Annotated in this window: 20 protein-coding genes; 10 read left to right on the forward strand and 10 right to left on the reverse strand. The window is 72.1% G+C overall.

Annotated features, from left to right (window positions below; genetic code table 11):
• Positions 1 to 10 precede the first annotated feature (10 nt).
• Positions 11 to 1,072: a LacI family DNA-binding transcriptional regulator gene (locus ACGFML_RS10480; protein WP_393542087.1), complete on the reverse strand. Its 1,062-nt coding sequence runs from the start codon at positions 1,070 to 1,072 to the stop codon at positions 11 to 13.
• Positions 1,073 to 1,276: 204 nt separating this feature from the next.
• On the opposite strand from ACGFML_RS10480, the gene ACGFML_RS10485 reads away from it, so the two are divergent.
• From ACGFML_RS10485 to ACGFML_RS10505, 5 genes are all read left to right on the forward strand, one after another.
• On the forward strand, positions 1,277 to 2,428 hold the full coding sequence (locus ACGFML_RS10485; RefSeq protein ID WP_393542089.1) for a Gfo/Idh/MocA family protein: 1,152 nt from the start codon (positions 1,277 to 1,279) through the stop codon (positions 2,426 to 2,428).
• The gene (locus ACGFML_RS10490) at positions 2,425 to 3,516 is read left to right on the forward strand and encodes a dihydrodipicolinate synthase family protein (protein ID WP_393542091.1); all 1,092 of its coding nucleotides are present in this window, start codon (positions 2,425 to 2,427) and stop codon (positions 3,514 to 3,516) included. The genes ACGFML_RS10485 and ACGFML_RS10490 overlap by 4 nt, the downstream gene beginning before the upstream one ends.
• On the forward strand, positions 3,513 to 4,364 hold the full coding sequence (locus ACGFML_RS10495) for a sugar phosphate isomerase/epimerase family protein (protein ID WP_393542093.1): 852 nt from the start codon (positions 3,513 to 3,515) through the stop codon (positions 4,362 to 4,364). The genes ACGFML_RS10490 and ACGFML_RS10495 overlap by 4 nt, the downstream gene beginning before the upstream one ends.
• 242 nt (positions 4,365 to 4,606) lie before the next feature.
• Entirely contained in the window at positions 4,607 to 6,814 is a 2,208-nt protein-coding gene (locus ACGFML_RS10500) for an ATP-dependent RecD-like DNA helicase (RefSeq protein WP_393542095.1), read from the forward strand.
• Between the two features lie 176 nt (positions 6,815 to 6,990).
• Positions 6,991 to 8,280 carry a citrate synthase gene (locus ACGFML_RS10505; protein WP_393542097.1) on the forward strand — a complete coding sequence of 430 codons (1,290 nt, stop codon included), beginning with the start codon at positions 6,991 to 6,993 and terminating at the stop codon, positions 8,278 to 8,280.
• A gap of 425 nt (positions 8,281 to 8,705) precedes the next feature.
• Here the strand turns inward: ACGFML_RS10505 and ACGFML_RS10510 are convergent, their stop codons facing one another.
• A complete protein-coding gene (locus tag ACGFML_RS10510) occupies positions 8,706 to 10,961 on the reverse strand; it encodes a heavy metal translocating P-type ATPase (protein ID WP_393542099.1) in 2,256 nt (751 codons plus the stop codon).
• Between the two features lie 5 nt (positions 10,962 to 10,966).
• Positions 10,967 to 11,296: a heavy-metal-associated domain-containing protein gene (locus ACGFML_RS10515; RefSeq protein ID WP_393542101.1), complete on the reverse strand. Its 330-nt coding sequence runs from the start codon at positions 11,294 to 11,296 to the stop codon at positions 10,967 to 10,969.
• Between the two features lie 208 nt (positions 11,297 to 11,504).
• Here ACGFML_RS10515 and ACGFML_RS10520 point away from each other — a divergent pair, with 208 nt between their 5' ends.
• A complete protein-coding gene (locus ACGFML_RS10520) occupies positions 11,505 to 12,203 on the forward strand; it encodes a DedA family protein (RefSeq protein ID WP_393542103.1) in 699 nt (232 codons plus the stop codon).
• Between the two features lie 121 nt (positions 12,204 to 12,324).
• Positions 12,325 to 12,876, forward strand: coding sequence for a GNAT family N-acetyltransferase (locus ACGFML_RS10525; RefSeq protein WP_393542105.1), 552 nt, complete (start codon positions 12,325 to 12,327; stop codon positions 12,874 to 12,876).
• Positions 12,877 to 12,976: 100 nt separating this feature from the next.
• Here ACGFML_RS10525 and ACGFML_RS10530 read toward each other — a convergent pair whose 3' ends face one another.
• Positions 12,977 to 14,041, reverse strand: a complete 1,065-nt coding sequence (locus ACGFML_RS10530; protein WP_393542107.1) for a Gfo/Idh/MocA family oxidoreductase — start codon at positions 14,039 to 14,041, stop codon at positions 12,977 to 12,979.
• Between the two features lie 282 nt (positions 14,042 to 14,323).
• Here ACGFML_RS10530 and ACGFML_RS10535 point away from each other — a divergent pair, with 282 nt between their 5' ends.
• Positions 14,324 to 15,445, forward strand: a complete 1,122-nt coding sequence (locus ACGFML_RS10535) for a LacI family DNA-binding transcriptional regulator (RefSeq protein WP_393542109.1) — start codon at positions 14,324 to 14,326, stop codon at positions 15,443 to 15,445.
• Between the two features lie 112 nt (positions 15,446 to 15,557).
• Here ACGFML_RS10535 and ACGFML_RS10540 read toward each other — a convergent pair whose 3' ends face one another.
• From ACGFML_RS10540 to ACGFML_RS10565, 6 genes are all read right to left on the reverse strand, one after another.
• On the reverse strand, positions 15,558 to 16,484 hold the full coding sequence (locus ACGFML_RS10540) for a 2-dehydropantoate 2-reductase (protein ID WP_393542111.1): 927 nt from the start codon (positions 16,482 to 16,484) through the stop codon (positions 15,558 to 15,560).
• A 92-nt stretch (positions 16,485 to 16,576) separates the two neighbouring features.
• The gene (locus ACGFML_RS10545; protein ID WP_393542113.1) at positions 16,577 to 16,783 is read right to left on the reverse strand and encodes a helix-turn-helix transcriptional regulator; all 207 of its coding nucleotides are present in this window, start codon (positions 16,781 to 16,783) and stop codon (positions 16,577 to 16,579) included.
• 377 nt (positions 16,784 to 17,160) lie between these two features.
• Positions 17,161 to 17,535 (reverse strand): peptidoglycan-binding protein, encoded by a 375-nt coding sequence (locus ACGFML_RS10550; RefSeq protein ID WP_393542115.1) that lies wholly within the window; start codon positions 17,533 to 17,535, stop codon positions 17,161 to 17,163.
• 553 nt (positions 17,536 to 18,088) lie between these two features.
• Entirely contained in the window at positions 18,089 to 19,495 is a 1,407-nt protein-coding gene (locus ACGFML_RS10555; protein ID WP_393542117.1) for a sugar porter family MFS transporter, read from the reverse strand.
• A gap of 2 nt (positions 19,496 to 19,497) precedes the next feature.
• Positions 19,498 to 20,517: a Gfo/Idh/MocA family protein gene (locus ACGFML_RS10560; protein WP_393542119.1), complete on the reverse strand. Its 1,020-nt coding sequence runs from the start codon at positions 20,515 to 20,517 to the stop codon at positions 19,498 to 19,500.
• A gap of 534 nt (positions 20,518 to 21,051) precedes the next feature.
• Positions 21,052 to 21,972, reverse strand: coding sequence for a sugar phosphate isomerase/epimerase family protein (locus ACGFML_RS10565; protein ID WP_393542121.1), 921 nt, complete (start codon positions 21,970 to 21,972; stop codon positions 21,052 to 21,054).
• Positions 21,973 to 22,661: 689 nt separating this feature from the next.
• Here ACGFML_RS10565 and iolC point away from each other — a divergent pair.
• Both iolC and ACGFML_RS10575 read left to right on the forward strand, forming a co-directional pair.
• Positions 22,662 to 23,654, forward strand: a complete 993-nt coding sequence (iolC, locus tag ACGFML_RS10570; protein ID WP_393542123.1) for a 5-dehydro-2-deoxygluconokinase — start codon at positions 22,662 to 22,664, stop codon at positions 23,652 to 23,654.
• A 68-nt stretch (positions 23,655 to 23,722) separates the two neighbouring features.
• Positions 23,723 to 24,610, forward strand: a complete 888-nt coding sequence (locus ACGFML_RS10575; protein WP_393542125.1) for a deoxyribose-phosphate aldolase — start codon at positions 23,723 to 23,725, stop codon at positions 24,608 to 24,610.
• The last annotated feature ends 64 nt before the right edge of the window (positions 24,611 to 24,674 follow it).

The following is a 24,674-nucleotide window of genomic DNA, read 5'->3' on the forward strand; positions in this document are numbered from 1 at the left end:
CTTGACTGAGTCAAGAGTAAGCGACGGCGGTGGATTCGCGCACCATCAATTCCGCACGCAGCGTCGCCACTCCGCCCGGCGGCCGTTGCTCGCGCCCCGTCGCCAGTCGCCCGGCCCGGGCCCCGGCCTCCTGCAGCGGCAGCCGGACGGTCGTCAGCGCGGGCGACGCATCCGTGCCGAACGGCAGGTCGTCGAACCCGGCGACCGACACGTCCTGCGGTATCCGCCGCCCCTGGTCGCGCAGTGCCGCGCAGACCCCCAGCGCGGCGGTGTCGTTCGCCGCCACGATCGCGGTCAGGTCCGCGTCCCGGCGCAGGAGCTCCCGTGCCGCGTCGTAGCCGGAGGCGCGGTCGTACGCCCCGTGCTCGATGCGTCGCGGTGCGTCCTCGATGCCGTGCGCGGCCAGCGCGGCGCGATGGCCCGCCAGGCGTTCGGCCGTGGTGGTGCGACCCGAGGGCCCCGCCACGCAGCCGATGCGGCGGTGCCCGAGGCCGATCAGATGGGCCGTCAGCTGCCGTGCGCCGCCCCGGTTGTCGAAGGCCAGCGTGCTGAGCGAGGCGGTGTCGGGGACGTCCCGGGCGGTGTCCGCCGGGCGCCCGCAGAGCACGACGCGGGTGCCCGCGGCGGTCAGCCGGGCCAGCGCGGCGGCCAGCGCCCGCGCGTCCCCGGCGTCCTGCGAAGCGCTTCCGGTCAGCACCACCGCGGACGCCCGCTGCCGCTGCAGCAAGGTGAGATAGGTCAGTTCGCGCTCGGGGGAGCCGCCCGTACCGCACACCACGGCCAACTTCTCGCCACCGGGGCCGGCCGCGCCGCTCAGCTCCGTCTGGACGGCGCCCGCGAGGATCCCGAAGAACGGGTCCGCGAGGTCGTGCACCACGATGCCCACCAGGTCGGAGCTGGCCGCGGCCAGTGCGCTCGCCGGGCCGTTGACCACGTACTCCAGCTCCTCGACGGCGCGCAGCACCCGGGCCCGAGTGCTCTCGGCCACCGGGTAGTTGCCGCTGAGCACCCGCGAGACGGTCGCCGCCGACACCCGGGCGCGCGCCGCCACGTCCGCCAGCGTCACCGACATCGCCCACTCCCCATTTCCCGCCCCTTCGGTCCGGCCCCTTGTTGGTGTCCTGCCGCGCAGGCTAGCGTCCCTCACGATAGAAAGCGCTTGCTATCCCATCACGCTCGCTACGTCATCACGCTCGCTACGTCACCACGCTCGCCACGTCACCGCGCTTGTCCGCACCCCGCACCCCGTCCCGCACCCGGCGAGAGAGGCCGCACCGTGACACGCACGACCGTACGCATCGCCATGAACGGCGTGACCGGCCGCATGGGCCACCGCCAGCACCTCGTCCGCTCCCTCCTCGCCCTGCGCGAACAGGGCGGGCTCGACCTCGGGGACGGCACGGTGATCTGGCCCGAACCGGTACTCGTCGGCCGCTCCGCACCCAAGCTGCGAGCCCTGGCCGAACGGCACGGCCTGACCGAGTTCAGCTGCGACCTCGACGCCGTACTCGCCGACGACAGCATCGACATCTACTTCGACGCCCAGGCCACCGCCGCGCGCCCGGACGCCGTGAAGAAAGCGATTGCTGCCGGAAAGCACCTCTACGTCGAGAAGCCCACCGCCGCCGGCCTGCCGGCCGCCCTGGAACTGGCCCGCGCGGCCCAGGACGCCGGCATCAAACACGGCGTCGTCCAGGACAAGCTCTTCCTGCCCGGCCTGATCAAGCTCCGCCGCCTGGTGGAGGGCGGCTTCTTCGGCCGGATCCTGTCCGTCCGGGGCGAGTTCGGCTACTGGGTCTTCGAGGGCGACTGGCAGCAGGCGCAGCGCCCCTCCTGGAACTACCGCGCCGAGGACGGCGGCGGCATCGCGGCGGACATGTTCCCGCACTGGGAGTACGTCCTGCACGAGCTGTTCGGGCCGGTCCGGACCGTACAGGCACACCTGGCCACCCACATCCCGCGCCGCTGGGACGAGTCCGGAGCCCCCTACGACGCCACCGCCGACGACTCCGCGTACGGCATCTTCGAGCTGGCCGACGGGACCGTCGCGCAGATCAACTCCTCCTGGGCGGTGCGGGTGCACCGCGACGAACTGGTGGAGTTCCAGGTGGACGGCACCGAGGGCTCCGCCGTCGCGGGCCTGCGCAGCTGCCGCGTCCAGCACCGCGCCCACACCCCCAAACCGGTCTGGAACCCGGACCTGGCGGCGGACGCGCGCTTCCGCGAACAGTGGCAGGAGGTCCCCGACAACGACGCGTTCGACAACGGCTTCAAGGCCCAGTGGGAGCTGTTCCTGCGGCACGTCGTACGCGACGAGCCCTGGCACTGGGACCTGGCGGCGGGCGCCCGGGGCGTCCAGCTCGCCGAACTCGGCCTGAAGTCGTCGGCCGAGGGACGCCGCCTGGACGTTCCGGAGCTGGCCCTGTGACCACCGCTCGACGCCCCCGCTCCCGTACCGTCTTCGCCGCCGCCCACGTCGTCCCCGACCCCCGCGCGGACACCGGCCCCGACGGCCCGGCCGTCCTCGACTGGGACGCCACCCTCGCCTACCGCCACCACCTGTGGTCGCACGGCCTGGGCGTGGCCGAGGCGATGGACACCGCACAGCGCGGAATGGGCCTGGACTGGCCCGCCGCCGCCGAGCTGATCCGCCGCTCCGCCGCCGAGGCCCGCACCGTCGGCGGCCTGCTGGCCTGCGGCGTCGGCACCGATCAACTCCCGGCCCGGGGAGCCTCCCTGGCGGACGTCCGGGCCGCCTACGAGGAACAGCTCGCGCTCGTCGAGGACGCCGGCGGCCGGCCCGTCCTGATGGCGTCCCGGCAGCTCGCCGCGGCCGCCACCGGCGCCGACGACTATCGGGAGCTCTACGGCCACCTGCTGCGCCAGGCCACCGGCCCGGTCGTCCTGCACTGGCTGGGCCCGATGTTCGACCCGGCGCTGGAGGGCTACTGGGGCAGCACGGACCTCGACGCCGCCACGGACACCTTCCTGTCGGTCGTCGCCGACCGACCCGACAAGGTGGACGGCGTCAAGGTCTCCCTGCTCGACGCCGACCGGGAGGTGCGGCTGCGCCGCCGCCTCCCCCGGGGCGTGCGCTGTTACACCGGCGACGACTTCCACTACCCCGAACTGATCGCGGGCGACGAACACGGCCACAGCGACGCCCTGCTGGGTATCTTCGACCCTCTGGCACCACTGGCCGCCGCGGCCGTACGCCTCCTGGACACCGGGGACCGGGCGGGCTTCCGCGCCGCACTGGACCCCACCGTCGCCCTCTCCCGGCATCTCTTCCAGGCGCCCACCCGCTACTACAAGACCGGCGTCGTCCTGCTCGCCTGGCTCGCCGGACACCAGTCGCACTTCAGCATGGTCGGCGGCCTCCAGTCGGCACGCTCGCTGCCGCATCTGCGGCGTGCCTGGCAACTGGCCGACGGCCTCGGCCTGTTCCCCGACCGGGAACGCGCCGCGTCCCGGATGCGCAACCTGCTCGCGGTGTACGGCACGGCGGACGCATGACGGCCGACGGCCCGCTCGCCCGGCTGAGCCTCAATCAGGAGACCGTCAGGCAGTGGTCCCTTCCCGAACTCGCGGCAGGGTGTGCGCGGGCGGGCGTGCGGGGCGTGGGCCTGTGGCGCGCGCCGGTGCAGGAATACGGGGTGGCGGCGGCCGCCCGGCTGATACGGAGCACCGGGCTGGAGGTCACCAGCCTGTGCCGGGGCGGCTTCTTCACCGCCGAGGACCCGCAGGAGCGTGCGGCGGCCCTGGCCGACAACCGGGCCGCCATCGAGGAGGCCGCCACGCTCGGCACCGGCACCCTGGTCCTGGTCTCCGGCGGACTGCCGTCCGGCAGCCGCGATCTTCCCGGCGCCCGCGAACGGATCGCGGACGCCCTCGCCGAACTGGCCCCCTACGCGGCCGAACGGGGCGTACGGCTGGCCATCGAACCGCTGCACCCGATGTACGCGGCGGACCGGTGTGTGGTCTCCACCCTCGCCCAGGCCCTCGACCTCGCCGAACGGTTCCCCGCCGACCAGGTGGGAGTGGTGGTGGACACCTATCACCTCTGGTGGGACGACACGGTCGGCGCGGAGATCGCCCGTGCGGGCGGCGCGGCCGGGGGCGGGCCGCGCATCGCCGCCTTCCAGCTGGCCGACTGGGTCACCCCGCTGCCCGAGGGCGTCCTCCTGGGACGCGGACAGCTCGGCGACGGATCGGTGGATCTGCGGTGGTTCCGGGAGCGGGTGGACGCGGCCGGCTACCGGGGGCCGATCGAGGTGGAGATCTTCAGCCCGGCGCTGTGGCGGCGGGACGGGGCGGAGGTGCTGGCCGAGATCGTGGACCGCTTCGCTGCGCACGTCGGATGAGGGGGACCGCCCACCGGGCGCCGCCCCCGGACGCCGGAAAACAACTCGGCGGATGAGCGCAACCGTTGGCCCCTCACGCATGTCATAGCAGGCGTCGGCCGTCATGGGGGAGGAACCCGGGGGGGATCCGGGGCCGATGGGTAGGGGGGAATCGAGGGGCCCGGCCATCAGGCGGGCCCCTCGGTCGCTACCGTGCCGGCCGCGGCGATCGCACTGTCGGACCCCGGCGGTACGGTCGGGGCATGGTCGACGCAGCGGTGGTGGAAGGGGTCCTCGAGCGGATCACGTACGCCAATGAGGAGAACGGTTACACCGTCGCGCGGGTCGACACCGGCCGCGGCGCGGGCGACCTCCTCACGGTCGTCGGGGCCCTGTTGGGCGCGCAGCCGGGCGAGTCCCTGCGGATGGAAGGCCGTTGGGGCTCCCATCCGCAGTACGGCAAGCAGTTCACCGTCGAGAACTACCGCACCGTCCTTCCCGCCACCGTCCAGGGCATCCGCCGCTATCTGGGGTCCGGGCTGATCAAGGGCATCGGTCCGCGGATCGCCGACCGCATCGTGGAGCACTTCGGCACCGACACCCTGGACGTCATCGAGCAGCGGCCCGAGCGCCTGATCGAGGTGCCCGGCCTGGGCCCCAAGCGCACGAAGATGATCGGCGCGGCGTGGGAGGAGCAGAAGGCCATCAAGGAGGTGATGGTCTTCCTCCAGGGCGTCGGCGTCTCGACATCCATCGCGGTGCGGATCTACAAGAAGTACGGCGACGCCTCCATCTCCGTCGTCCGCAATCAGCCCTACCGCCTGGCCGCCGACGTCTGGGGCATCGGCTTCCTGACGGCCGACCGCATCGCGCAGTCCGTCGGCATCCCGCACGACAGCCCCGACCGGGTCAAGGCGGGCCTGCAGTACGCGCTGTCGCAGTCGACGGACCAGGGGCACTGCTTCCTGCCCGAGGAACAGCTGATCGCGGACGCGGTCAAGCTGCTGCAGGTGGACACCGGCCTGGTCATCGACTGCCTGGGGGAGCTGGCCCAGGATCCCGAGGGCGTGGTCCGCGAGCAGGTGCCGGGCACGGGCGGCGAGCCGGTCACGGCCGTCTATCTGGTGCCGTTCCACCGCGCGGAGATCTCGCTGGCGGGACGGCTGACCCGGCTGCTGCGCTCGGACGACGACCGTATGCCGGCGTTCGGGGACGTGGACTGGGACAAGGCGCTGGCCTGGCTCGCGCGGCGCACGGGAGCCGACCTGGCGCCGGAGCAGCAGGCGGCGGTGCGCCTCGCGCTGACGCAGAAGGTGGCGGTGCTGACCGGCGGCCCCGGCTGCGGCAAGTCCTTCACCGTGCGGTCCGTGGTGGAGCTGGCCCGCGCCAAGAAGGCCAAGGTGGTCCTGGCGGCCCCCACCGGCCGGGCGGCAAAGCGGCTCTCGGAGCTCACCGGGGCGGACGCCTCCACCGTCCACCGCCTGCTGGAGCTCAAGCCCGGCGGGGACGCCGCCTATGACGCGGACCGCCCGCTGGACGCCGATCTGGTGGTGGTCGACGAGGCGTCGATGCTGGACCTGCTGCTGGCCAACAAGCTCGTCAAGGCGGTGCCGCCGGGCGCCCATCTGCTGCTGGTCGGCGATGTCGACCAGCTGCCGTCGGTGGGCGCGGGCGAGGTGCTGCGGGACCTGCTCGGCGAGGCGGGGCCCGTCCCGTGCGTACGCCTGACGAGGATCTTCCGCCAGGCGCAGCAGTCCGGGGTGGTCACCAACGCGCACCGCATCAACTCCGGGGTGCCGCCGCTGACGACCGGTCTGCGGGACTTCTTCCTGTTCGCCGAGGAGGACACCGAGGAGGCCGGGCGGCTCACCGTCGACGTGGCGGCCCGGCGCATCCCGGCGAGGTTCGGGCTCGACCCGCGGCGGGACATCCAGGTGCTGGCCCCGATGCACCGCGGCCCGGCCGGCGCCGGCGCCCTGAACGGCCTGCTCCAGCAGGCCGTCACCCCGGCCCGCCCCGATCTGCCCGAGCGCCGGTTCGGCGGCCGGGTCTTCCGGGTCGGCGACAAGGTCACCCAGATCAGAAACAACTACGACAAGGGCCGCAACGGCGTCTTCAACGGCACGGTGGGCGTCGTCACGGACCTCAGCACCGACGACCAGCGGCTGATCGTGCGTACCGACGAGGACGAGGAGGTCCCTTACGACTTCGATGAATTGGACGAATTGGCACACGCCTATGCCGTGACGATCCACCGCTCGCAGGGTAGTGAGTATCCAGCGGTGGTGATTCCGGTCACCACCGGAGCCTGGATGATGCTGCAGCGCAATCTGCTGTATACCGCCGTGACCCGGGCGAAACGCCTGGTGGTGCTGGTCGGCTCCCGGAAGGCCCTCGGGCAGGCCGTACGCACCGTATCCGCCGGTCGGCGGTGTACGGCGCTCGATCACCGGCTCGCCGGTGCGATGTGATGTCACTCCTCTTTCCCAATCGGGGCGAAGGGGAGCAGGATGGACACCGTCGCGGCACTGAGTGCCGCGATAGGGCCCTATGGCCGACCCCGAGTGCACAGCCAACGTCCAAATGGGGGAAGGTATAGGCAGTCAGGGCACCTCGAAGAAGAGGCACAACGTCGGTGAGGGATGACGTGAGCGACAACTCTGTAGTACTGCGTTACGGGGACGGCGAATACAGCTACCCGGTCGTCGGCAGCAGTGTCGGCGACAAGGGCTTCGACATCTCGAAGCTGCGCGCCCAGACCGGTCTGGTGACCCTGGATTCCGGTTACGGCAACACCGCGGCATACAAATCCGCGATCACTTATCTCGATGGTGAACAGGGAATTCTTCGTTACCGCGGGTATCCGATCGAGCAGCTCGCAGAGCGCAGCACGTTCGTCGAGACCGCGTATCTCCTGATCAACGGTGAGTTGCCCACCGTCGATGAGCTGGCCACCTTCAAGCAGGACATCACGTACCACACCCTGCTGCACGAGGACGTCAAGCGCTTCTACGACGGCTTCCCGCGGGACGCCCACCCGATGGCGATGCTGTCGTCGGTCGTGAGCGCGCTGTCGACCTTCTATCAGGACAGCCACAACCCGTTCGACGACCAGCAGCGCCACATCTCCACGATCCGGCTGCTGGCCAAGCTCCCGACGATCGCTGCCTACGCCTACAAGAAGTCGGTCGGCCACCCGGTCGTCTACCCGAGCAACGACCTCGGGTACGTCGAGAACTTCCTGCGGATGACCTTCTCGGTGCCCGCCGCCGACTACGACCTCGACCCGGTCGTGGTCAGCGCCCTGGACAAGCTGCTGATCCTGCACGCCGACCACGAGCAGAACTGCTCGACCTCCACGGTCCGCCTGGTCGGCTCCTCGCAGGCGAACCTCTTCGCCTCGATCTCGGCGGGCATCAACGCCCTGTGGGGCCCCCTGCACGGCGGCGCCAACCAGTCCGTGCTGGAGATGCTCGAAGGCATCCAGCGCGACGGCGGCGACGTCGACACCTTCATCCGCAAGGTGAAGAACAAGGAAGACGGCGTGAAGCTCATGGGCTTCGGGCACCGCGTCTACAAGAACTTCGACCCCCGGGCAAAGATCATCAAGGCGGCGGCGCACGACGTCCTCTCGGCGCTGGGCAAGTCCGACGAGCTGCTGGACATCGCCCTCAAGCTGGAGGAGCACGCGCTGAGCGACGACTACTTCGTCGAGCGCAAGCTCTACCCGAACGTCGACTTCTACACCGGCCTGATCTACCGGGCCATGGGCTTCCCGACCGAGATGTTCACCGTGCTCTTCGCGCTCGGCCGGCTGCCCGGCTGGATCGCCCAGTGGCACGAGATGATCAAGGAGCCCGGTTCCCGCATCGGCCGCCCGCGGCAGATCTACACCGGTGTCGTCGAGCGCGACTTCGTGCCCGTCGAGGAGCGCTGACCGCCGCGCCCTGACCGCCGCCGCGCGCAGAAGCGAAAGCGCCCCGCCTCCGGATCCCCCCACGGGTCCAGAGTGCGGGGCGCTTCCCACTGTCCCGGTTGGATTCCCCCCACGGGATCCGTCCGGGCGTTCCGGGTTGCACCGCGCTCTGCCGGGACGCGCACATCGGGAGGGCCGCTCAAAGCTCCCCGGGCGCGTCGCCCCGGCCACGCGTAGCCGGGCGCGATCCCCCAAGATCGGCACGGCCTGTGCTGTGCAGACGCCGCCGGGGTGCCTGCACTGCCCGGTTAGACTCACGACCCCCCGCAATGGTTACGTTGCTCTGAGTGTGATCTGGGTCTCTTGCCATAAGGGGCGAATGCGGTCAAGGGGTGCGAGTTGGAGATCACCGTGAGTCCGTATGGGTGTTGTGTCGGTTGTGGGAACTATGTGAAGGTCCGCAGTCTCAGGCTGTTGGTGACCACGAAGACGGACGAGAACGCCATCGCGGCGCCCGCGATCATCGGATTCAGCAGCCCGGCCGCCGCCAGCGGCAGCGCCGCCACGTTGTAACCGAACGCCCAGAACAGATTGCCCTTGATCGTGGCGAGCGTGGCCCGCGCCAGCCGGATCGCCGTCACCGCAACCCTCAGGTCGCCCCGCACCAGCGTGAGATCACCGGCCTCGATGGCCGCATCCGTACCCGTGCCCATCGCCAGCCCCAGATCGGCGGTGGCCAGCGCCGCCGCGTCATTGACGCCGTCACCGACCATCGCGACCGTACGGCCCTCGGCGCGCAGCCGCTCCACGACCGCCACCTTCTCCTCCGGCAGCACCTCGGCGATCACCTCGTCGATGCCCACCTCGGCCGCGACCGCCGCCGCAACGGCCTCGTTGTCCCCGGTCAGCAAGATGGGTTCGAGCCCCAACGCCCGCAGCCCCAGGACCGCCTGAGCGCTGGTGGGCCGCACCGAGTCGGCAACCGCCAGCACCCCCCGGGCCCGGCCGTCCCACGCCGCGACCACGGCGGTACGACCCCCGGCCTCGGCCGCCGTCAGCGCCGCCCGCAGCTCCACCGGGAACGCCACGCCGGCCTCCTCGGCCAGCCGGGCCCGGCCGACCAGTACCCGGTGCCCGGCCACCACCCCGCGCACGCCCAGGCCCGGTACGTTCGCGAAATCCGCCACGGCGGGCAGCGCACCCACCCGCTGTGCCGCACCCTCCGCCACGGCCCGTGCCACCGGATGCTCCGAGGCGTGCTCCAGAGCCCCCGCCAGCCGCAGCAGTTCCTCCTCGGCGACCCCGTCGGCCGCCACGACGCCCTTCAACCGCATCCGCCCGCTGGTGACCGTGCCGGTCTTGTCCAGCAGGACGGTGTCCACACGGCGGGTCGACTCCAGCACCTCCGGGCCCTTGATCAGGATGCCCAGCTGGGCGCCGCGCCCCGTGCCCACCATCAGCGCCGTCGGAGTGGCGAGCCCCAGGGCGCACGGGCAGGCGATGATCAGCACCGCCACCGCGGCCGTGAACGCCGCGGCGACATCCCCGCTCGCCAGCAGCCAGCCGGCCAGCGTGCCCACCGCGATCACCAGCACCACCGGCACGAACACCGCCGAGATCCGGTCGGCGAGCCGCTGCACCGCCGCCTTGCCGCTCTGCGCGTCCTGCACCAGCCGCGCCATCCGCGCCAGCTGGGTGTCGCCGCCCACCCGGGTGGCCTCGACCTCCAAGCGGCCCGCGGTGTTCACCGTCGCCCCGGTGACGGCATCACCCGAGCACACCTCCACCGGCACCGATTCGCCGGTCAGCATCGACGCGTCCACCGCGGAAGCGCCCGACACCACCCGCCCGTCGGTGGCGATCGTCTCCCCGGGCCGTACGACGAACCGGTCGCCGACCGCCAGCTCAGCCACCGGGACGCGCACCTCGCGCCCGTCGCGCAGCACGGTCACGTCCTTGGCGCCCAGCCGCAGCAGCGCCCGCAGCGCGGCCCCCGCCTTCCGCTTCGAACGGGCCTCCAGATAGCGGCCCAGCAGCAGAAAGGCGGTGACGCCGGCCGCGGCCTCCAGGTAGATCTGCGAGGACCCGGCCGTGGACGCGACGGTGAGGTCGAAGCCGTGCCGCATGCCGGGCATGCCCGCGTCACCGAAGAACAGTGCCCACAACGACCACCCGAAGGCGGCCAGCGTCCCCAGGGAGACCAGCGTGTCCATCGTGGCGGCGCCGTGCCGCAGATTGGTCCAGGCGGCGCGGTGGAAGGGGTGGCCGCCCCAGACGACCACCGGCGCGGCCAGTGTCAGGGACAGCCACTGCCAGTTGGTGAACTGCAGGGCCGGCACCATCGCCAGCACGATCACGGGTGCCGCCAGCGCGACGCAGACCGTCAGCCGCCGCCGCAGCGCCGCCGTATCCGCGCCGCCGTCGGCGGCCTCGTCCGGGGGAGCCCCGGCGGCCGGCTCGGGATCGGGCTCGGGGGGCGCCGGCGGCTGCGCCGTGTACCCGGTCTTCTCGACCGTGGCGATCAGGTCCTCGACCGAGACCCCGTCCTCGTACGAGACCTTCGCCCTCTCCGTCGCGTAGTTGACGGTGGCGTCGACGCCCGCCATGCGGTTGAGCTTCTTCTCGACGCGTGCGGCGCACGAGGCGCAGGTCATCCCGCCGATCGCGAGCTCGACCTGCGCCTGTGCAGTGGGGCCGGGCATGGGTGTCAGGCCCTGCCCACGAGGTCGTAACCGGCCTCGTCGACCGCCGCGCGCACGGCCTCGTCGTCGAGCGGGGCGGCGGAGGTGACGGTCACCAGCCCGGTGGCGGCGACCGCCTGCACCGACGTCACCCCTTCGAGCTCGTCGATCTCGGAGGAGACGGCGCCCTCGCAGTGGCCGCAGGTCATCCCGGTGACCTTGTACGTGGTGGTCACCTCGCCGGCCTGCGCGGTGCCGCCGCCCGAGTGGCACGAGCTCTCGGGGGTGCAGCAGGAGTCGCTCGCCGGCACGGCGGCCGTGTCGGAGGTGGCTGACGTGGCGGACGTGGCAGTCATGGAAATCTCCTCGTGGTGCGATGCGTTCCGTGGGTAACACGTGGTGCCGAATGCGGGGCGAACCGAGTGCGGCCGGTGCCTCCCCACTCCTGCACTGTATACCCCTAGGGGGTACCAAGCCCACCTCGCCCCGCCACGCGTTGCCGTGTCCCCCGTCGCGCGTCAGCCTTGGGGTACGGACTCGGGGCGGATCCGAGGAGGCGGCCGCATGGACGCAATCGCCTACGGCCTGCTGGTGCTCACCAGCCTGCCACCGCTGGTCCCCAACTCCGCGTTGCTTGTCACGGCCGGAGTGCTCGCGTCCCAGGGCCACGCCTCCCTCCCCCTGATCCTCCTCGTCACCGCGGGCAGCGCCCTCGTCGGCGACCTCCTGATGTACCTCACCGCACGGCGCTTCGGCGGCCCCGCACGGTCCTGGATGCGCCGCCGCCCCCGCCGGCGCGCACTGCTGGACTGGACCCTCCACCACATCCAGCGCTACGGCCTGCCCTTCGTGATCGGTGTCCGATTCCTGCCCAGCGGGCGGATCGCCGGCGCGCTGGCCTCCGGGGTCGTGCGCTACCCCGTACGCACCTACGTGATCGGCGCCGGCATCGCCGAGGCACTGTGGGCGACCTACTCCGTCGGCCTCGGCTACCTCGGCAGCGCCGCCGCCGGTGACCCGCTCTACGCCGCGGGCATCGGCATCGGCGTCTCCTGCGCCGTCGCCGCGGCGGGCTCGGGCCTCCAGTGGGCCGCCCGCCGCCGCGCCCCGCGGGCGACAGCGGTCCGGAGCGCCTGCGGAACGGAGCCTCTCGCGCCGACGAACGGCGCGGGAGAGGCCGAAGGGGGCGGGAGCGTGCCGGACGGCCACGGGGGATGCGCCGAGGCGGTCGCCGCACCGGAGTCCCACCCCGGGCCCCCGTGACGGCTGCTGTCCCGTGCCGGCGCCGCCGTCCCGCACCGGCGCGGGTGCCCCGGCCGCCGGGTCCGCCGGGCCGCTTCCCGGCGGCGGCGGATTGTCAGTGGCAGGTCCTACCGTTTCCTGTATGACGAGGGGAACAGGCGCACCTCGGGTGCGGATCGAGCGGTGGACGGCGGACGACATCGACCTCCTGCGCAGGCTCAATGCGCCGGAGATGACCGCGCATCTCGGCGGCCCGGAGACCGAGGCGCAGGTGGCCGCCCGGCACGGGCGGTATCTCGAACTCGACGGCCCAGGACGGATGTTCCGGATCGTGGTGGCCGCCGAGGACGGCACGGCGGACGCCGGGCCCGGCAGCCGCACGGGGGACGCGGTCGTGGGATCGGTCGGCTACTGGGAGCTCACCTGGCGCGGCGAGCGGGCGTACGAAACGGGCTGGGGCGTGCTGCCCGAGTATCAGGGCAGAGGCATCGCGGCGGTCGCGGCACGGGCGGTCATCACGGCGGCCAGGGCCGAGGGCCGGCACCGCCATCTGCACGCCTTTCCCTCGGTGGAGCACTCCGCCTCCAACGCCGTATGCCGGAAGGCGGGGTTCGGATTCCAGGAGGAGTGCGACATCGAATACCCCAAAGGACGGCCGATGCGGGCCAACAACTGGCGGGTGGAGCTGGCCTGAGGCCCGCGGTCCGACGCGCGGCCGACCGCACCGGGTGCCGGCCGCCGCCCGGCACCCGGTCCTGGAGCGGGTGCCAGGTCCAGGACCCGGCACCGGGCCGTCACGCGCCCCGCGGTGCGCTGCCGTCGCCCTCCGCGGACCGGCCGGCGGCCCCCGCGGCGGCGGCACGGACGTCCGCGACGGCGACCGGCCCGCCCGTCCGGCGGGAGAGCTCACACGCCTCGGCGACATACAGCGCCTCGAGCGCCTCGGCCGGCGAGCACGGGTTCGGCGTCCGCCCCGCGGCGACCTCGGTGAAGACGCCCAGCTCGGTGACGTACGCGTCATGGAAGCGCTCCATGAACGTCGCGTACGGGGCGGCCGACCGCTGCCACGACAGCTTCCCCTCCGCCGACGGGAGCGGCGCACGGTCGTCCAGGCCCACGAAACGGGCACCCTCCGAGCCGCACACCTCCAACCGGACGTCATGGCCCGCACCGTTGTAGCGGGTCGCCGTGACGGTGGCCAGGGTGTCGTCGTCGAAGCGCAGCAGCGCCGCGCAGGTGTCGACGTCATCGCCGTCGGCGAAGAAGGACGCGCCGCGGTTGGCGCCCTGGGCGTAGACCGAGACCACCTCGCGGCCCGTCAGCCAGCGCAGAATGTCGAAGTCGTGGATGCTGCAGTCCCGGAAGAGCCCGCCGGAGGTGGGGATGTAGCCCGCCGGCGGCGGCGTCCGATCGCTGGTGCAGGCGCGCAGGGTGTGCAGCCAGCCCAGTTCGCCGGCGCGCAGCGCCTCCCGGGCCGTGCGGTAGCCGACGTCGAACCGCCGCTGGAAGCCGATCTGCACGGGCACGGCGCCGGCCTGCGCCCGCTCCACCACGCCGACGGTGCCGGGTACGTCCAGCGCCACCGGCTTCTCGCAGAACACCGGTACCCCGGCGTCCAGGGCCTGGTGGACGAGTGCGGCGTGCGCGCTGGTCGCCGCGGCGATCACCACACCGTCCAGGCCGTCCGCGTACATCTGCGCGATGCCCGGGGCCGCCCGTACGCCCAGCGTCCGGGCCAGCGACGCGGCACGCGCGGTGTCCGCATCGGCGACGACGAGGTCGGTGACGCCCGGGATGCCCCGGAGGGTCTCGGCGTGGAACGCGCCGATGCGTCCGGTGCCGATCAGGCCGATCTTCATTGCGTCGGATCCTTCCGATGTGCAGGGCGGGGAGGCGGGACGAGGAGGTCGGGGAGGCGGGGCAGCAGGGTGCGGCAGCGCGCGGGCCGACGGTGCAGGGCCATGGTGCGGGGGGGGGGAGGGAGAGGGGGTGGGGAGGCTCGACGTTGGAACGGTCCAATTCCTCGTTCTCGGCACCCTGCATGTCCGGATGTCCGCATGTCAACCCTCGCGGTCGGGAGCGAAGCGGAGCCGCGGGGGCGCGCGTTGACGGCCCCCCGGCCCGATGGAAGGATCCGCACCATGGAACGGTCCCCTCAGGGTCCTGTGGACCGCCCCCCGACGATCCGCGGTGTGGCCGAGCGCGCCGGCGTCTCCAAATCCCTCGTCTCCCTCGTCCTCCAGGACTCGCCCCGGGTCAGCGACGCCAAACGGCAGGCCGTCCTGGCCGCGATCGAGGAACTCGGCTACCGGCCCAACGCCGCGGCCCGCAGCCTGGTGGCCCGCCGGACGCACACGGTGGGTGTGCTGCTCAACGACCTGCGCAACCCCTGGTTCGTCGAGCTCCTGGACGGGCTGAACTCCGTGCTGCACGCCGAAAACCTGCGCATGCTGATGGCCGACAGCAGACTGGGCCGCCGGACCGGCGAGGACGCCACCCGCGCCTTCCTGGAACTACAGGTGGACGGCCTGGTCGCGGTGGGCACCCTGCCCGATGCGGCCGCACTCGCCGAGGCCGCCGAACGCCTGCCGATCGTCATCGCGGGCACCCACGACCCGAAGCTGCCGACGGTGGACACCGTCGCCAACGACGACGAACGCGGCGCCCGGCTCGCCACCGAGCACCTCATCGGGCTCGGCCACCGCAGGATCGCCCATATCGCCGGCCGCGGCAGCGTCGGCGAGCTGCGCAGCCGCGGCTTCGCGGCGGCGATGCGCGAGCACGGGCTCGGCGAGGAGCTGACCATCGAGCCGGGCGACGGCACCGAGGAGGGCGGCTACCGGGCCGCCGTCCGGATGCTCGGCGGCTCCGGCGGCTCCGGCGGCTCCGGCGGCTCCGGCGGCTCCGGCGCGTCCGGCCGCTCCGGTGCTGCCCTTGCCGCCGGCGGACAGGTGGGCGCCGCCCGCGAACGCCCCACCGCCGTCTTCGCGTTCAACGACATCTCCGCCGTCGGGGCGCTCTCGGCAGCGCAGGAACTCGGCCTCGCCGTACCCCGCGACCTCTCCCTGATCGGCTGCGACAACACCTATCTCGCCCGCATCCGACACCTGTGGCTGACCACCGTCAACAACGCCGGCGACGACGTCGGGCGACGGGCCGCACAGTGCCTGCTGGACCGTATGGCGCACCCCACCCGGCCCGCCGCCCGGCAACTCGTGGCCCCCTCCCTGGAGATCCGCGGCACCACGGCACCGCCCCCGTAGGAACGCCCGGGCACCGCCCCGTAGGAATGCTCGCCACCGCCCAGCAGGAACGCCCGGAGCCCGGGGCCCTTCGAGCGGACCGCGGCGTGGCGCCGTCGGCGGGGCTCAGACCTCAGGCCCGCAGGCCACGGTCGACGGCCCGCAGCAGCGTGAGCAGCATGCCGTTCAACGGCGTGGCGATGCCGTGCCGTTCACCGGCCCGGACGACCGCTCCGGTGAGGTACTCGTGCTCCAGCGGTCGGCCCGCGAGACGGTCGTAGAGCATCGAGGAACCGCCGTCGGGTGGTACCGCCGCGTACATCTCCAAGGTGGTGCCGATGTCCGGCTCACCGACATCCGCGCCCTCGGCACGCGCCACCGCGACGGCCTCACGCAGCAGGTCCCCGGTCAGGGCGGCCATCTCGGGGTCGGCGAAGATCCCCATCCGCTGCTGGAGCAGGGCGGTCAGCGGGTTGGCCGCCAGGTTCGTGAACAGCTTGCGCCAGGCGTCCGTGGTGAAGTCACCGACCGGCCGCACCGTCAGCGCGCTGCCCGCCAGCAGGACGGCGAACCGGTCGGCCTGCGGCCCCGCCGGAACGTGCAGTTCACTCGCGGCGTGATGGCGGATCCGGCCCGGCGCGACCCGCTCGACGGCCATGTACGCCAGCACCGGCAGGATCTCGGTGCCCTCCGGAACGTACGGCGCGACCCGCTCGCGGTGGCCGACGCCGTTCTGCAGGACCGCGACGCCCGTACCCGGCCGGCACAGCCGACGCAGCCAGCCCTCGGCGCCCGCGGTGTCCTGCGCCTTGGTGGCCAGCAGCACCCAGTCGACCGGCCCGACCTGTTCGGGAGCGGTGGCGATCCGCACCGCCGCGGTGCGTTCCGTGCCACCGGCCTCGACGGTGAGCTGCTCCAGCGGGCTGCGGACACACACGGTGACGTCGAGGCCGGCCCACCGGGCGAGGGCGGCGGTGTAACCGCCGATCGCACCGGCGCCGATCACCGCGATCCGGGCGGCCGGCCGGCCCTGCGGGTGGTGCGCTGTCGGATGGGTCATCCCGTGATCGTAGGACTCCCGTACCGGGCGGGTCCCACCTGCCGCAGCGCGACCCAAGGCCCGCCGTCACCAGGGCGGACGCCAGGGGCGGTTCAGTCCCCCTGCCCCCGCCGACTGCGGTGCCCGGGGCGGCGCGCCACCCAGGCTCTGACCGTATCGGCGAACCAGTACGGTTTGCCGCCTTCCACCAGATCCGGCTCCGGCAGCAGTCCGTGCTTGCGGTACGAGCGCACGGTGTCCGGCTGTACCTGGATATGTGCGGCGATCTCCTTGTACGACCAGAGCCTTCGGTCGGTCATCTCTGCGCACCTCCTTGGCGCCGCGTGCAGCACCGCCCCGGGGGAGCCGGCGGCGTCTGCTTACGGCGTGACGGTCACTCAGCCTGTGCCCGGTCAACGACGCTGCGTGAACGGCGGGGAGGGGCTGTCGAACGGCTGTGACGGAAGACCCGCACAACCGTGACAGCCGTGACAGCGGCGGCACGGCTGTGACGGCCACGGGACGGCTGCGACGGCGACGGGAGGGCTGCGACGGGCGACGGGAGGGCTGCGACGGTGGGACGGCTGTGACGGTTACGGCAGAGGGACCGCGGCCGGGCCGTCGGCCGTGGGACGGAAGAGCGGCGGGCCGCCCCCGGTTCCTGGCCGGGGGCGGCCCGCCGCGGTGATGGTGCGGATCAGGCGTAGAGCGCCCGCCACGTCTTCGAGCCCACCTTGCCGTCGGCGGTCAGGTGGTGGCCCGCCTGGAACTTCTTCACCGCCGCCCGGGTCTTGGGGCCGAAGTACCCCGTGACATCTCCCCAGGGGAGATAGCGGCGGTTCGCCAGCAGGCACTGCACCTGCGAGACACGGTCGCCGCGCTGGCCGTAGACGGTGAGGGCGGTGCCGCTGTAGTAGGCGCAGGCGGCCATGGCGCCGGCCGGCCCCGGGGCGGGTCCGGCCGCGTGTGCCGGACCGGTGAGCAGTCCGGCGGTCAGCAGACCCGCGGTGGCGGTCAGCAGGGCCGCGCGCCGGACGGTACGACGCGTTGTTCGGGCATTCACGAATTCCATCGTTTCCCCCGTTGGACGTGATGCTGCATGGGATGTGACGCTGCGTTGAACGCGATCCTCAGGAATGACCACTCGGCGGACGAACGGAATGGATCCGACCGGTCACTGTCGATCCCACCGGTCACTGTCGATCCCACCGGTCACCGTCGATGCGATCGGTCACCATTGACCCGACCGTTCAACTCGCCCCAGATCTCCACTGCTTCCACTGCTTCCACTGCTACCACTGCTACCACTGCTTCCGCTGTTCCACCGTTCCCTGGTTCCGCGGATGTGGACCATCGGACACCTGATCCGGCTGAGCTGATCAATCCGGTGGAACCAGCGGAAACAATGGAGCCGTATTGGGGCGCGTAGGGAGCCGGTTGATCCATTTCGACCAAGAGCCCGCTGAATACCCTTGCTCGCCTGCCTGTTGCTCGCTTGCTTGCCTGACTGCTTTGTGATCGATGGGTGCACTGTGCCGACCGGGAGCGAGTCGGGTCCCTCGGGATGTCATTCCACCCGTACCGACGCGGCTACGGAAGCCCGCGGTTCCCCGGACGGCAAAGGATCAGTGGGCGGCCGCCTTCCGCAGCTCGTCCTCCAGATCTTCGAGGGCGAGCCCCTTGGTTTCCGGTGCGTACCGTTTGCAGAAAATCAGCGACAACACACACATCACGCCGAAGAACCAGAACGTGGTGCCGGCCCCGACCGCGTCGAGCAGCACCGGGAAAGCGAGCGCGACGGAGAAATTCACCAGCCACATCACGAATACCGCGGCTCCCATGGCCAACCCGCGCACCGCGAGCGGAAACATCTCCGCGAGCAGCAGCCACACACCGGTGTTCAACGTGGCCTGCATAAAGGCCATATAGAGCACCATCAGGCCAAGAACGAGAAAGCTGACGGCGGGGGAGTGGGGAAGGCGGAACGCGGCGCCGAGCAGCCCGAGCGCGAGCGCCATGCCGGCCAGGCCGCCGATCAGCATGGGGCGGCGGCCGACCCGGTCGATCAGGGACATGCCGACGGCGGTGGCCACCACCGAGATGACGCCGACGGCGATGGTCGCGGTGATCGCGGCACCCGTCCCCAGGCCCGTCGCGGCGAGGATCTTGGGCGCGAAGTAGATGACGGCGTTGACGCCGGTGATCTGCTGGACGATCGCCAGCCCCACCCCGATCAGGAGCAGCCGTCGGACCCAGGGGGTGCGCAATTCCCGCCAGGCGCCCCGCCGGGCGTCGGCCTCCAGGCTGTGGGCGCGATCGATACGGTCCAGCTCGGCGCCGACGTCGCCGGCGGGCAGCGTACGGCGCAGCACCCCGGCGGCCTCGTCCCGTCGGCCCTTGCCGATGTACCAGCGAGGGGTGTCGGGCAGGAAGAAGAGCCCCGCGAACAGTGCCACCGCCGGTAGCGCGGCCAGGCCCAGCATCCAACGCCACGCTCCCCAGTGCGCCAGGACGGCGTTGATGAGGTACGCGAGCAGCTGGCCGCTGACGATCATCAGGGAGTTGAAGGAGACCAGCCGGCCGCGGATGTGCGGGGGCGCGATCTCGGAGAGATAGAGCGGGGTGATGACCGAGGCGCTGCCCACGGCGAGGCCGAGCACGAAGCGGGCCAAGGCCATGAACGGCACCGTGGGCGCGAGCGCGACGGCCAGCGCGCCGCCGATGAACACCGCACCCGCCCACAGCAGGGAGTTGCGCCTCCCGAGCGCGTCGGACATCCGCCCGCCGGCCAGCGAGCCGAAGGCGGCGCCGATCAGGAGGGCGCTGGTGATGAAGCCCTCGCCGAGGGAGGAGAGCCCGAAATGGCGGTCCATGAAGGGCAGGGCGCCGGAGATCACCCCGGTGTCGTAGCCGAAGAGGGCGCCCCCGAGGGCGGCAATGGCAGCGATGCCGACGATGAAGCGTTTGGCGTTACGGGCCGGGCCGCTCGCGCGCGGGCCGGCGGACGCCACCTGGCGGGTCGGGGCGGTCATCGTCAGCGGTACAGCGCGGGACGCTCGATCAGTTCCACGGCCACCCGCTCGCCGGTCTCCTGGGCACGCACGCCCGCCGCGCACACCGCGGCCGCCGCATAGCCGTCCCAGCAACTGGGGCCCTCGACCTCACCGCGCCGGGTGGCGTCCACCCAGCGCTGCACCTGACGGTCGTACGCCTCCTCGAAGCGCTCCACGAAGCCGGGGGTGATGGTGCCGCCCCAGCGGCCCGTGGTGTTGGTGAACACCCCGTGGTCGTCGCCGATCCTGGCCGTGCCGCCCTCGCATACCGCCTCGCAGCTGACCTGGTAGCCGAAGCGGCAGTTGACGAAGAGTTCGGTGTCCACGACCTGCCCGCCGGCCGTCTCGAAGAGGATCAGCTGGGGGTCGCTGAGGCCCTCGGGGGCGTTGCCGGTGGGCGCCGGGCGCAGCACACGGACGGCGGTGATCTCCTCGTCGAGCAGCCAACGGGTCACATCGATCTCGTGCACCACGGAGTCGTGGATCATCATCGCGTTGGTGAAGCCGGGCGGGGTGTCGGCGTTGCGGTGCTTGTTGTGCAGCATCAGCGGACGGCCGTATGCCCCCTGGTCCAGAAGGGACTTGAGGGTGCGGTAGTCCGCGTCGTAGCGGCGCATGAAGCCCACCTGGACGCGGCGGTGGCCCAGCGCCTGCTCGGCCTCCAGGACGCGCAGTGCGGACGCCGGGTCCGGAGTCAGCGGCTTCTCGCACAGGACCGGCAGGTCGCGGGCGAAGGCGTCGAGCAGAGTGGCTTCGTGGGCCGGGCCGGGGGAGGCGACCAGAACGGCGTCCACCGCGGGATCGGCCATGGCCGCGGCCGGATCGGTGTAGGCCGTACACCCCTCGATGCCGTCGGCGAGATGCTTGGCCCGGTCGGCGTCGAGATCGGCCACGGCCGCCACCCGCGCCCCGCTGATCACCTCGTTGATCCGGCGCACGTGGTCGGCACCCATCCGTCCGGTACCGATGACCGCCACGCCGAGTGTTCCGTACGAAGTCATGTCGTCCTCACATCCATAGACACTACCGAGTGTGATATATCCTGGGAACTGACTACTCTGTGTAATCGTTGCCGGATAAGGAAGGCCCCGCGAGGCAGGCGCGCCAAGAGCGGACCAGGTGCGGCCGGGCGTGGTCAAGTGCGGGCCAGGCGCAGGTCAGTCGCAGGTCGGACGCGGGCCGGGCGCAGGTCAGGCACAGGCCAGGCACGGGCGGGGGCTTAGGGGGAGAAGCCTGGGGGTGCGGGGTCTGCGTGTCGGGCCTTGCGGAGAGGGTGAGCTCGGGGGCGAGGCTGGGGTGCCGCGGCTTGGGGGAGGGGGCCTGGCCTCGCCGTCCGGGCCTCTGCCACCCGGGCCTCTGCCGCCCGGGCCAGGCGGTCCGGGCCGACTGTCCGGTCGCGACGACTCGCGCCTCTCCCGTGGCCCGGGCCCCGTCCTCCCGTCCTCGGCTTCCCGCACTCGGCCTCCCGGCCGCGGCTCCTGCCCCTCGCCCCGTCCCTCGCCCCCGTGCCTCGGCCTCGGAACCCGCGCCTGGGGTCAGGCGCCGCAGGACCGCAGGAAGCGCCGGGTCCGTTCGGCGATGGGGAACGGCTGGTCGGGCGGGCAGGGATACATGTCCTGCTCCACGATCGCGAAGAGGTCGACGTCCAGGTCCTGGGCGGCCTCCAGGACCGGTGGCAGTGCCGGCACGCCGAGTGGCGGCTCGCACATCACGCCTTGCCGGACGGCCGGTCCGAAGGGGGTTCCCTTGGTGATGACGTCGGAGAGGATGTCCGGATCCACCTGCTTGAGGTGGAGGTAGCCGATTCGCTCGCCGTAGGTGCGGATCAGCTTGACGCTGTCGCCGCCGCAGTAGGCGTAATGGCCGGTGTCCAGGCAGAGGTTGACCAGGTCGGAGTCGGTGCCGTCGAGGAGGCGCGCGACGTGTTCCTCGGTGTCGATGTGGGTGTCGGCGTGCGGGTGCACGACGATGTCGAGGCCGAACTCGTCGCGCACCCGCTTGCCCAGCCGCTGCATGCCGGTGGTGAGGTGCTTCCACTGCTCCGGGGTCAGCTCGCGCGGCTCCAGCTCCTCGGCGGTTTTGTCGTCCCGCCAGAAGGAGGGGATGACGACGAGGTGCTTGGCGTCCATCGCCTGGGTGAGGGTGGCGACCTCGCTGACGTGTGCCCAGGTCCTGTCCCAGACGTCGGGGCCGTGGTGCAGTGAGGTGAAGATGGTGCCGGCCGAGACGCTGAGGCGGCGGCGGGCGATCTCGTCGCGCAGCACGGCCGGGTCGGTGGGCAGATAGCCGTAGGGGCCGAGTTCGATCCACTCGTAGCCGGCCTCGGCGACCTCGTCCAGGAAGCGCTGCCAGGGGACCTGCTGGTCGTCGTCCGGGAACCACACGCCCCAGGAGTCGGGGGCGGAACCGACGCGGATGCGGTCCAGGACGGGCGAGGCGGCACGGGGTGCGGACATGCTGCGGCTCTCCTCTCGCCGGTCGGCGGTGACCGGGAGGCGCTGGGGTGGGTGGTCGGGGGTGAGGTGTGGGGCACAGCCTTGCTGTCGCCCCGGAGAGTGTCAAGACTTCGTCCTGACATAAGGACTTAAGGACTTTGTCACCCGCGGCGCCCTGCTCCCGCTGTCGACTCGTCACGTTTCGACTGTGCTCTTTTTCCTCCGCTCGCCGCCCTTTCCTGCCCTTTCCCGCGCCCTTCTGGCACCCTTCCGCCTTCGAGTGGCCTTCCGCCTTCGGGTGCCCTTCCGTCTGCCGGTGGCGGCGTTCCGTCCTCGGGTGGCCCCTTGCCGGTCTCTGTTGGCCCTCCATCGGCCTTCCGTTGGCCTCGGCCGTTCGGGCTCCCGGTCGACCGCCTCTCGTCCGCCTCCCGTCCGTCGGCTGCCCGCCGATCGCTCCGCAGTGGCGGGGCCGCCTCCCGTCCGTCGACTGCCCTCGTCGGGACCGGCCGCCGCCCGGCCGTCGCCCCTCCCGATCGCCATCCCTCCCATTGACGTCAGAATGTAAGGACAAACTGTTGACAGGGTCTGACCCTCCCCGTTAGACCTTGTTAGACCTTTCCTCAGAGCCGAACCGCCCAACCGCCCAACCGCCGAACCGCCGAACCGCCGAACCGCCCAACCGCCGCGCCGGCTGACCCGAAGGGGCGCACATGACCGAGCCGTACGACCTGATCACCATGGGCCGCATCGGGGTCGACATCTATCCGCTGCAGACCGGCGTGTCGCTGGCCCAGGTGGAGACGTTCGGAAAGTTCCTCGGCGGCTCCGCCACCAACGTCGCGGTCGCCGCCGCCCGGCTCGGCCGCCGCAGCGCGGTGATCAGCCGCACCGGACGCGACCCGTTCGGCGACTACATCCACCAGGCGCTGCGCGACTTCGGCGTGGACGACCGCTGGGTCAGCCCGGTGGACGCCTACCCGACCCCGGTCACCTTCTGCGAGATCTTCCCGCCGGACGACTTCCCGCTCTACTTCTACCGCCGGCCCAAGGCCCCCGACCTGGTCATCCGTCGCGAAGAACTCGACCGGGAGGCCATCGCGGCGGCCCGGATCTTCTGGATCACCGGTACGGGGCTGTGCGAGGAACCCAGCCGCGGCGCCACCCTCGCCGCCCTGGAGGCGCGCGCCAAGTCGGGCATCACCGTCTTCGACCTCGACTGGCGGCCGATGTTCTGGGGTGGTGAGGGCGGCGCCTCCGGGGACGGCGGGGACACCGGTGCCGCGGCGATGGCCGCCGCCCGCCCGTACTACGAGGCCGCCCTGCGGCACGCCACCGTAGCCGTCGGCAACGTCGACGAGGCCGAGGTCGCCACCGGGCTGCGCGAGCCCGCGGACTGCGCCCGGGCGCTGCTGGACATGGGCGTCGAGCTCGCCGTCGTCAAACAGGGGCCGAAGGGGGTGCTCGCCGTCCACCGCGACGGCCGTACCGCCGAGGTCCCGCCCACCCCGGTGGAGGTCGTCAACGGTCTGGGTGCCGGCGACTCCTTCGGCGGCGCGCTCTGCCACGGACTGCTGGCCGGCTGGGACCTGGAGTCGATGATGCGCTACGCCAACGCCGCCGGGGCCATCGTCGCCTCCCGTCTGGCCTGCTCCTCCGCGATGCCGACGGCCGGTGAGGTCGACGCGTTCCTGGCGGAGAGATGACGTCCCCGGCCGCGCCCGCCCCGCGGCCGCCCCGCCCCACCTGTGCACTCAAGAAGGTGAGTTGAGCCTTGACTCCTCGGATCAGCGACCTCCCGGCGCTGCGGGCCCGGCACCCCGAAGCCGTCGCGGAGGCCGCCGCCCGCCGCACCCGCCGCCCTCTGATCGGCGAGAGCGGCCGGCTGATGATCGTCGCCGCCGACCACCCCGCCCGCGGGGCACTCGCCGTCGGCGACCGGCAGCTGGCCATGGCCAACCGCCTCGACCTGCTCGAACGCCTCGTGCTGGCGCTTTCGAGGCCCGGCGTGGACGGCGTGCTGGCCACCGCCGACATCCTGGAGGACCTGCTGCTGCTCGGTGCCCTCGAGGGCAAGGTGGTGATGGGGTCGATGAACCGCGGCGGCATCGCGGGCGCCTCCTTCGAGATGGACGACCGCTTCACCGGCCACCGCCCCCAGGACATCGCCCGGCTCCGCTTCGACGCCGGCAAGCTGCTGCTGCGCATCGACTACGACGACCCCGGCTCGCTGGACACGATGGAGGCCACCGCCCGTGCCATCGACGCGATGGCCGAGCTCCGTCTCCCCACCTTCGTCGAGCCGTTCCTCTCCTCCCGGGTGGACGGCAGGGTCCGCAACGACCTCGGCCCGGAAGCGGTCACCCGCTCCGTCGCCATCGCCTCCGGCCTGGGCGGCACCTCCGCCTACACCTGGCTCAAGCTGCCGGTCACCGACGACCCGGACGCGATGGCCCGGGTCTGCGAGACCTCCACGCTGCCCACCGTCCTGCTCGGCGGCGACATCGGCCGCACCGTGCACGACCAGGAGGCCGCGTACGAGAAGTGGCGCAAGGCGCTGCGGCTGCCCACCGTCCAGGGGTTGGTGGTGGGCCGCTCGCTGCTCTACCCCGCCGACGGGGATGTCGCGGCGGCCGTCGACACCGCCGTCGGCCTGCTGTAGCGGCCCGCGGCGACCGGATTCGGGTAACTGTCAGTGGCGAGGAGGAGACTTGACGTCATGAGTG

Source organism: Streptomyces sp. NPDC048650, assembly GCF_043199095.1.
Classification (GTDB): domain Bacteria; phylum Actinomycetota; class Actinomycetes; order Streptomycetales; family Streptomycetaceae; genus Streptomyces.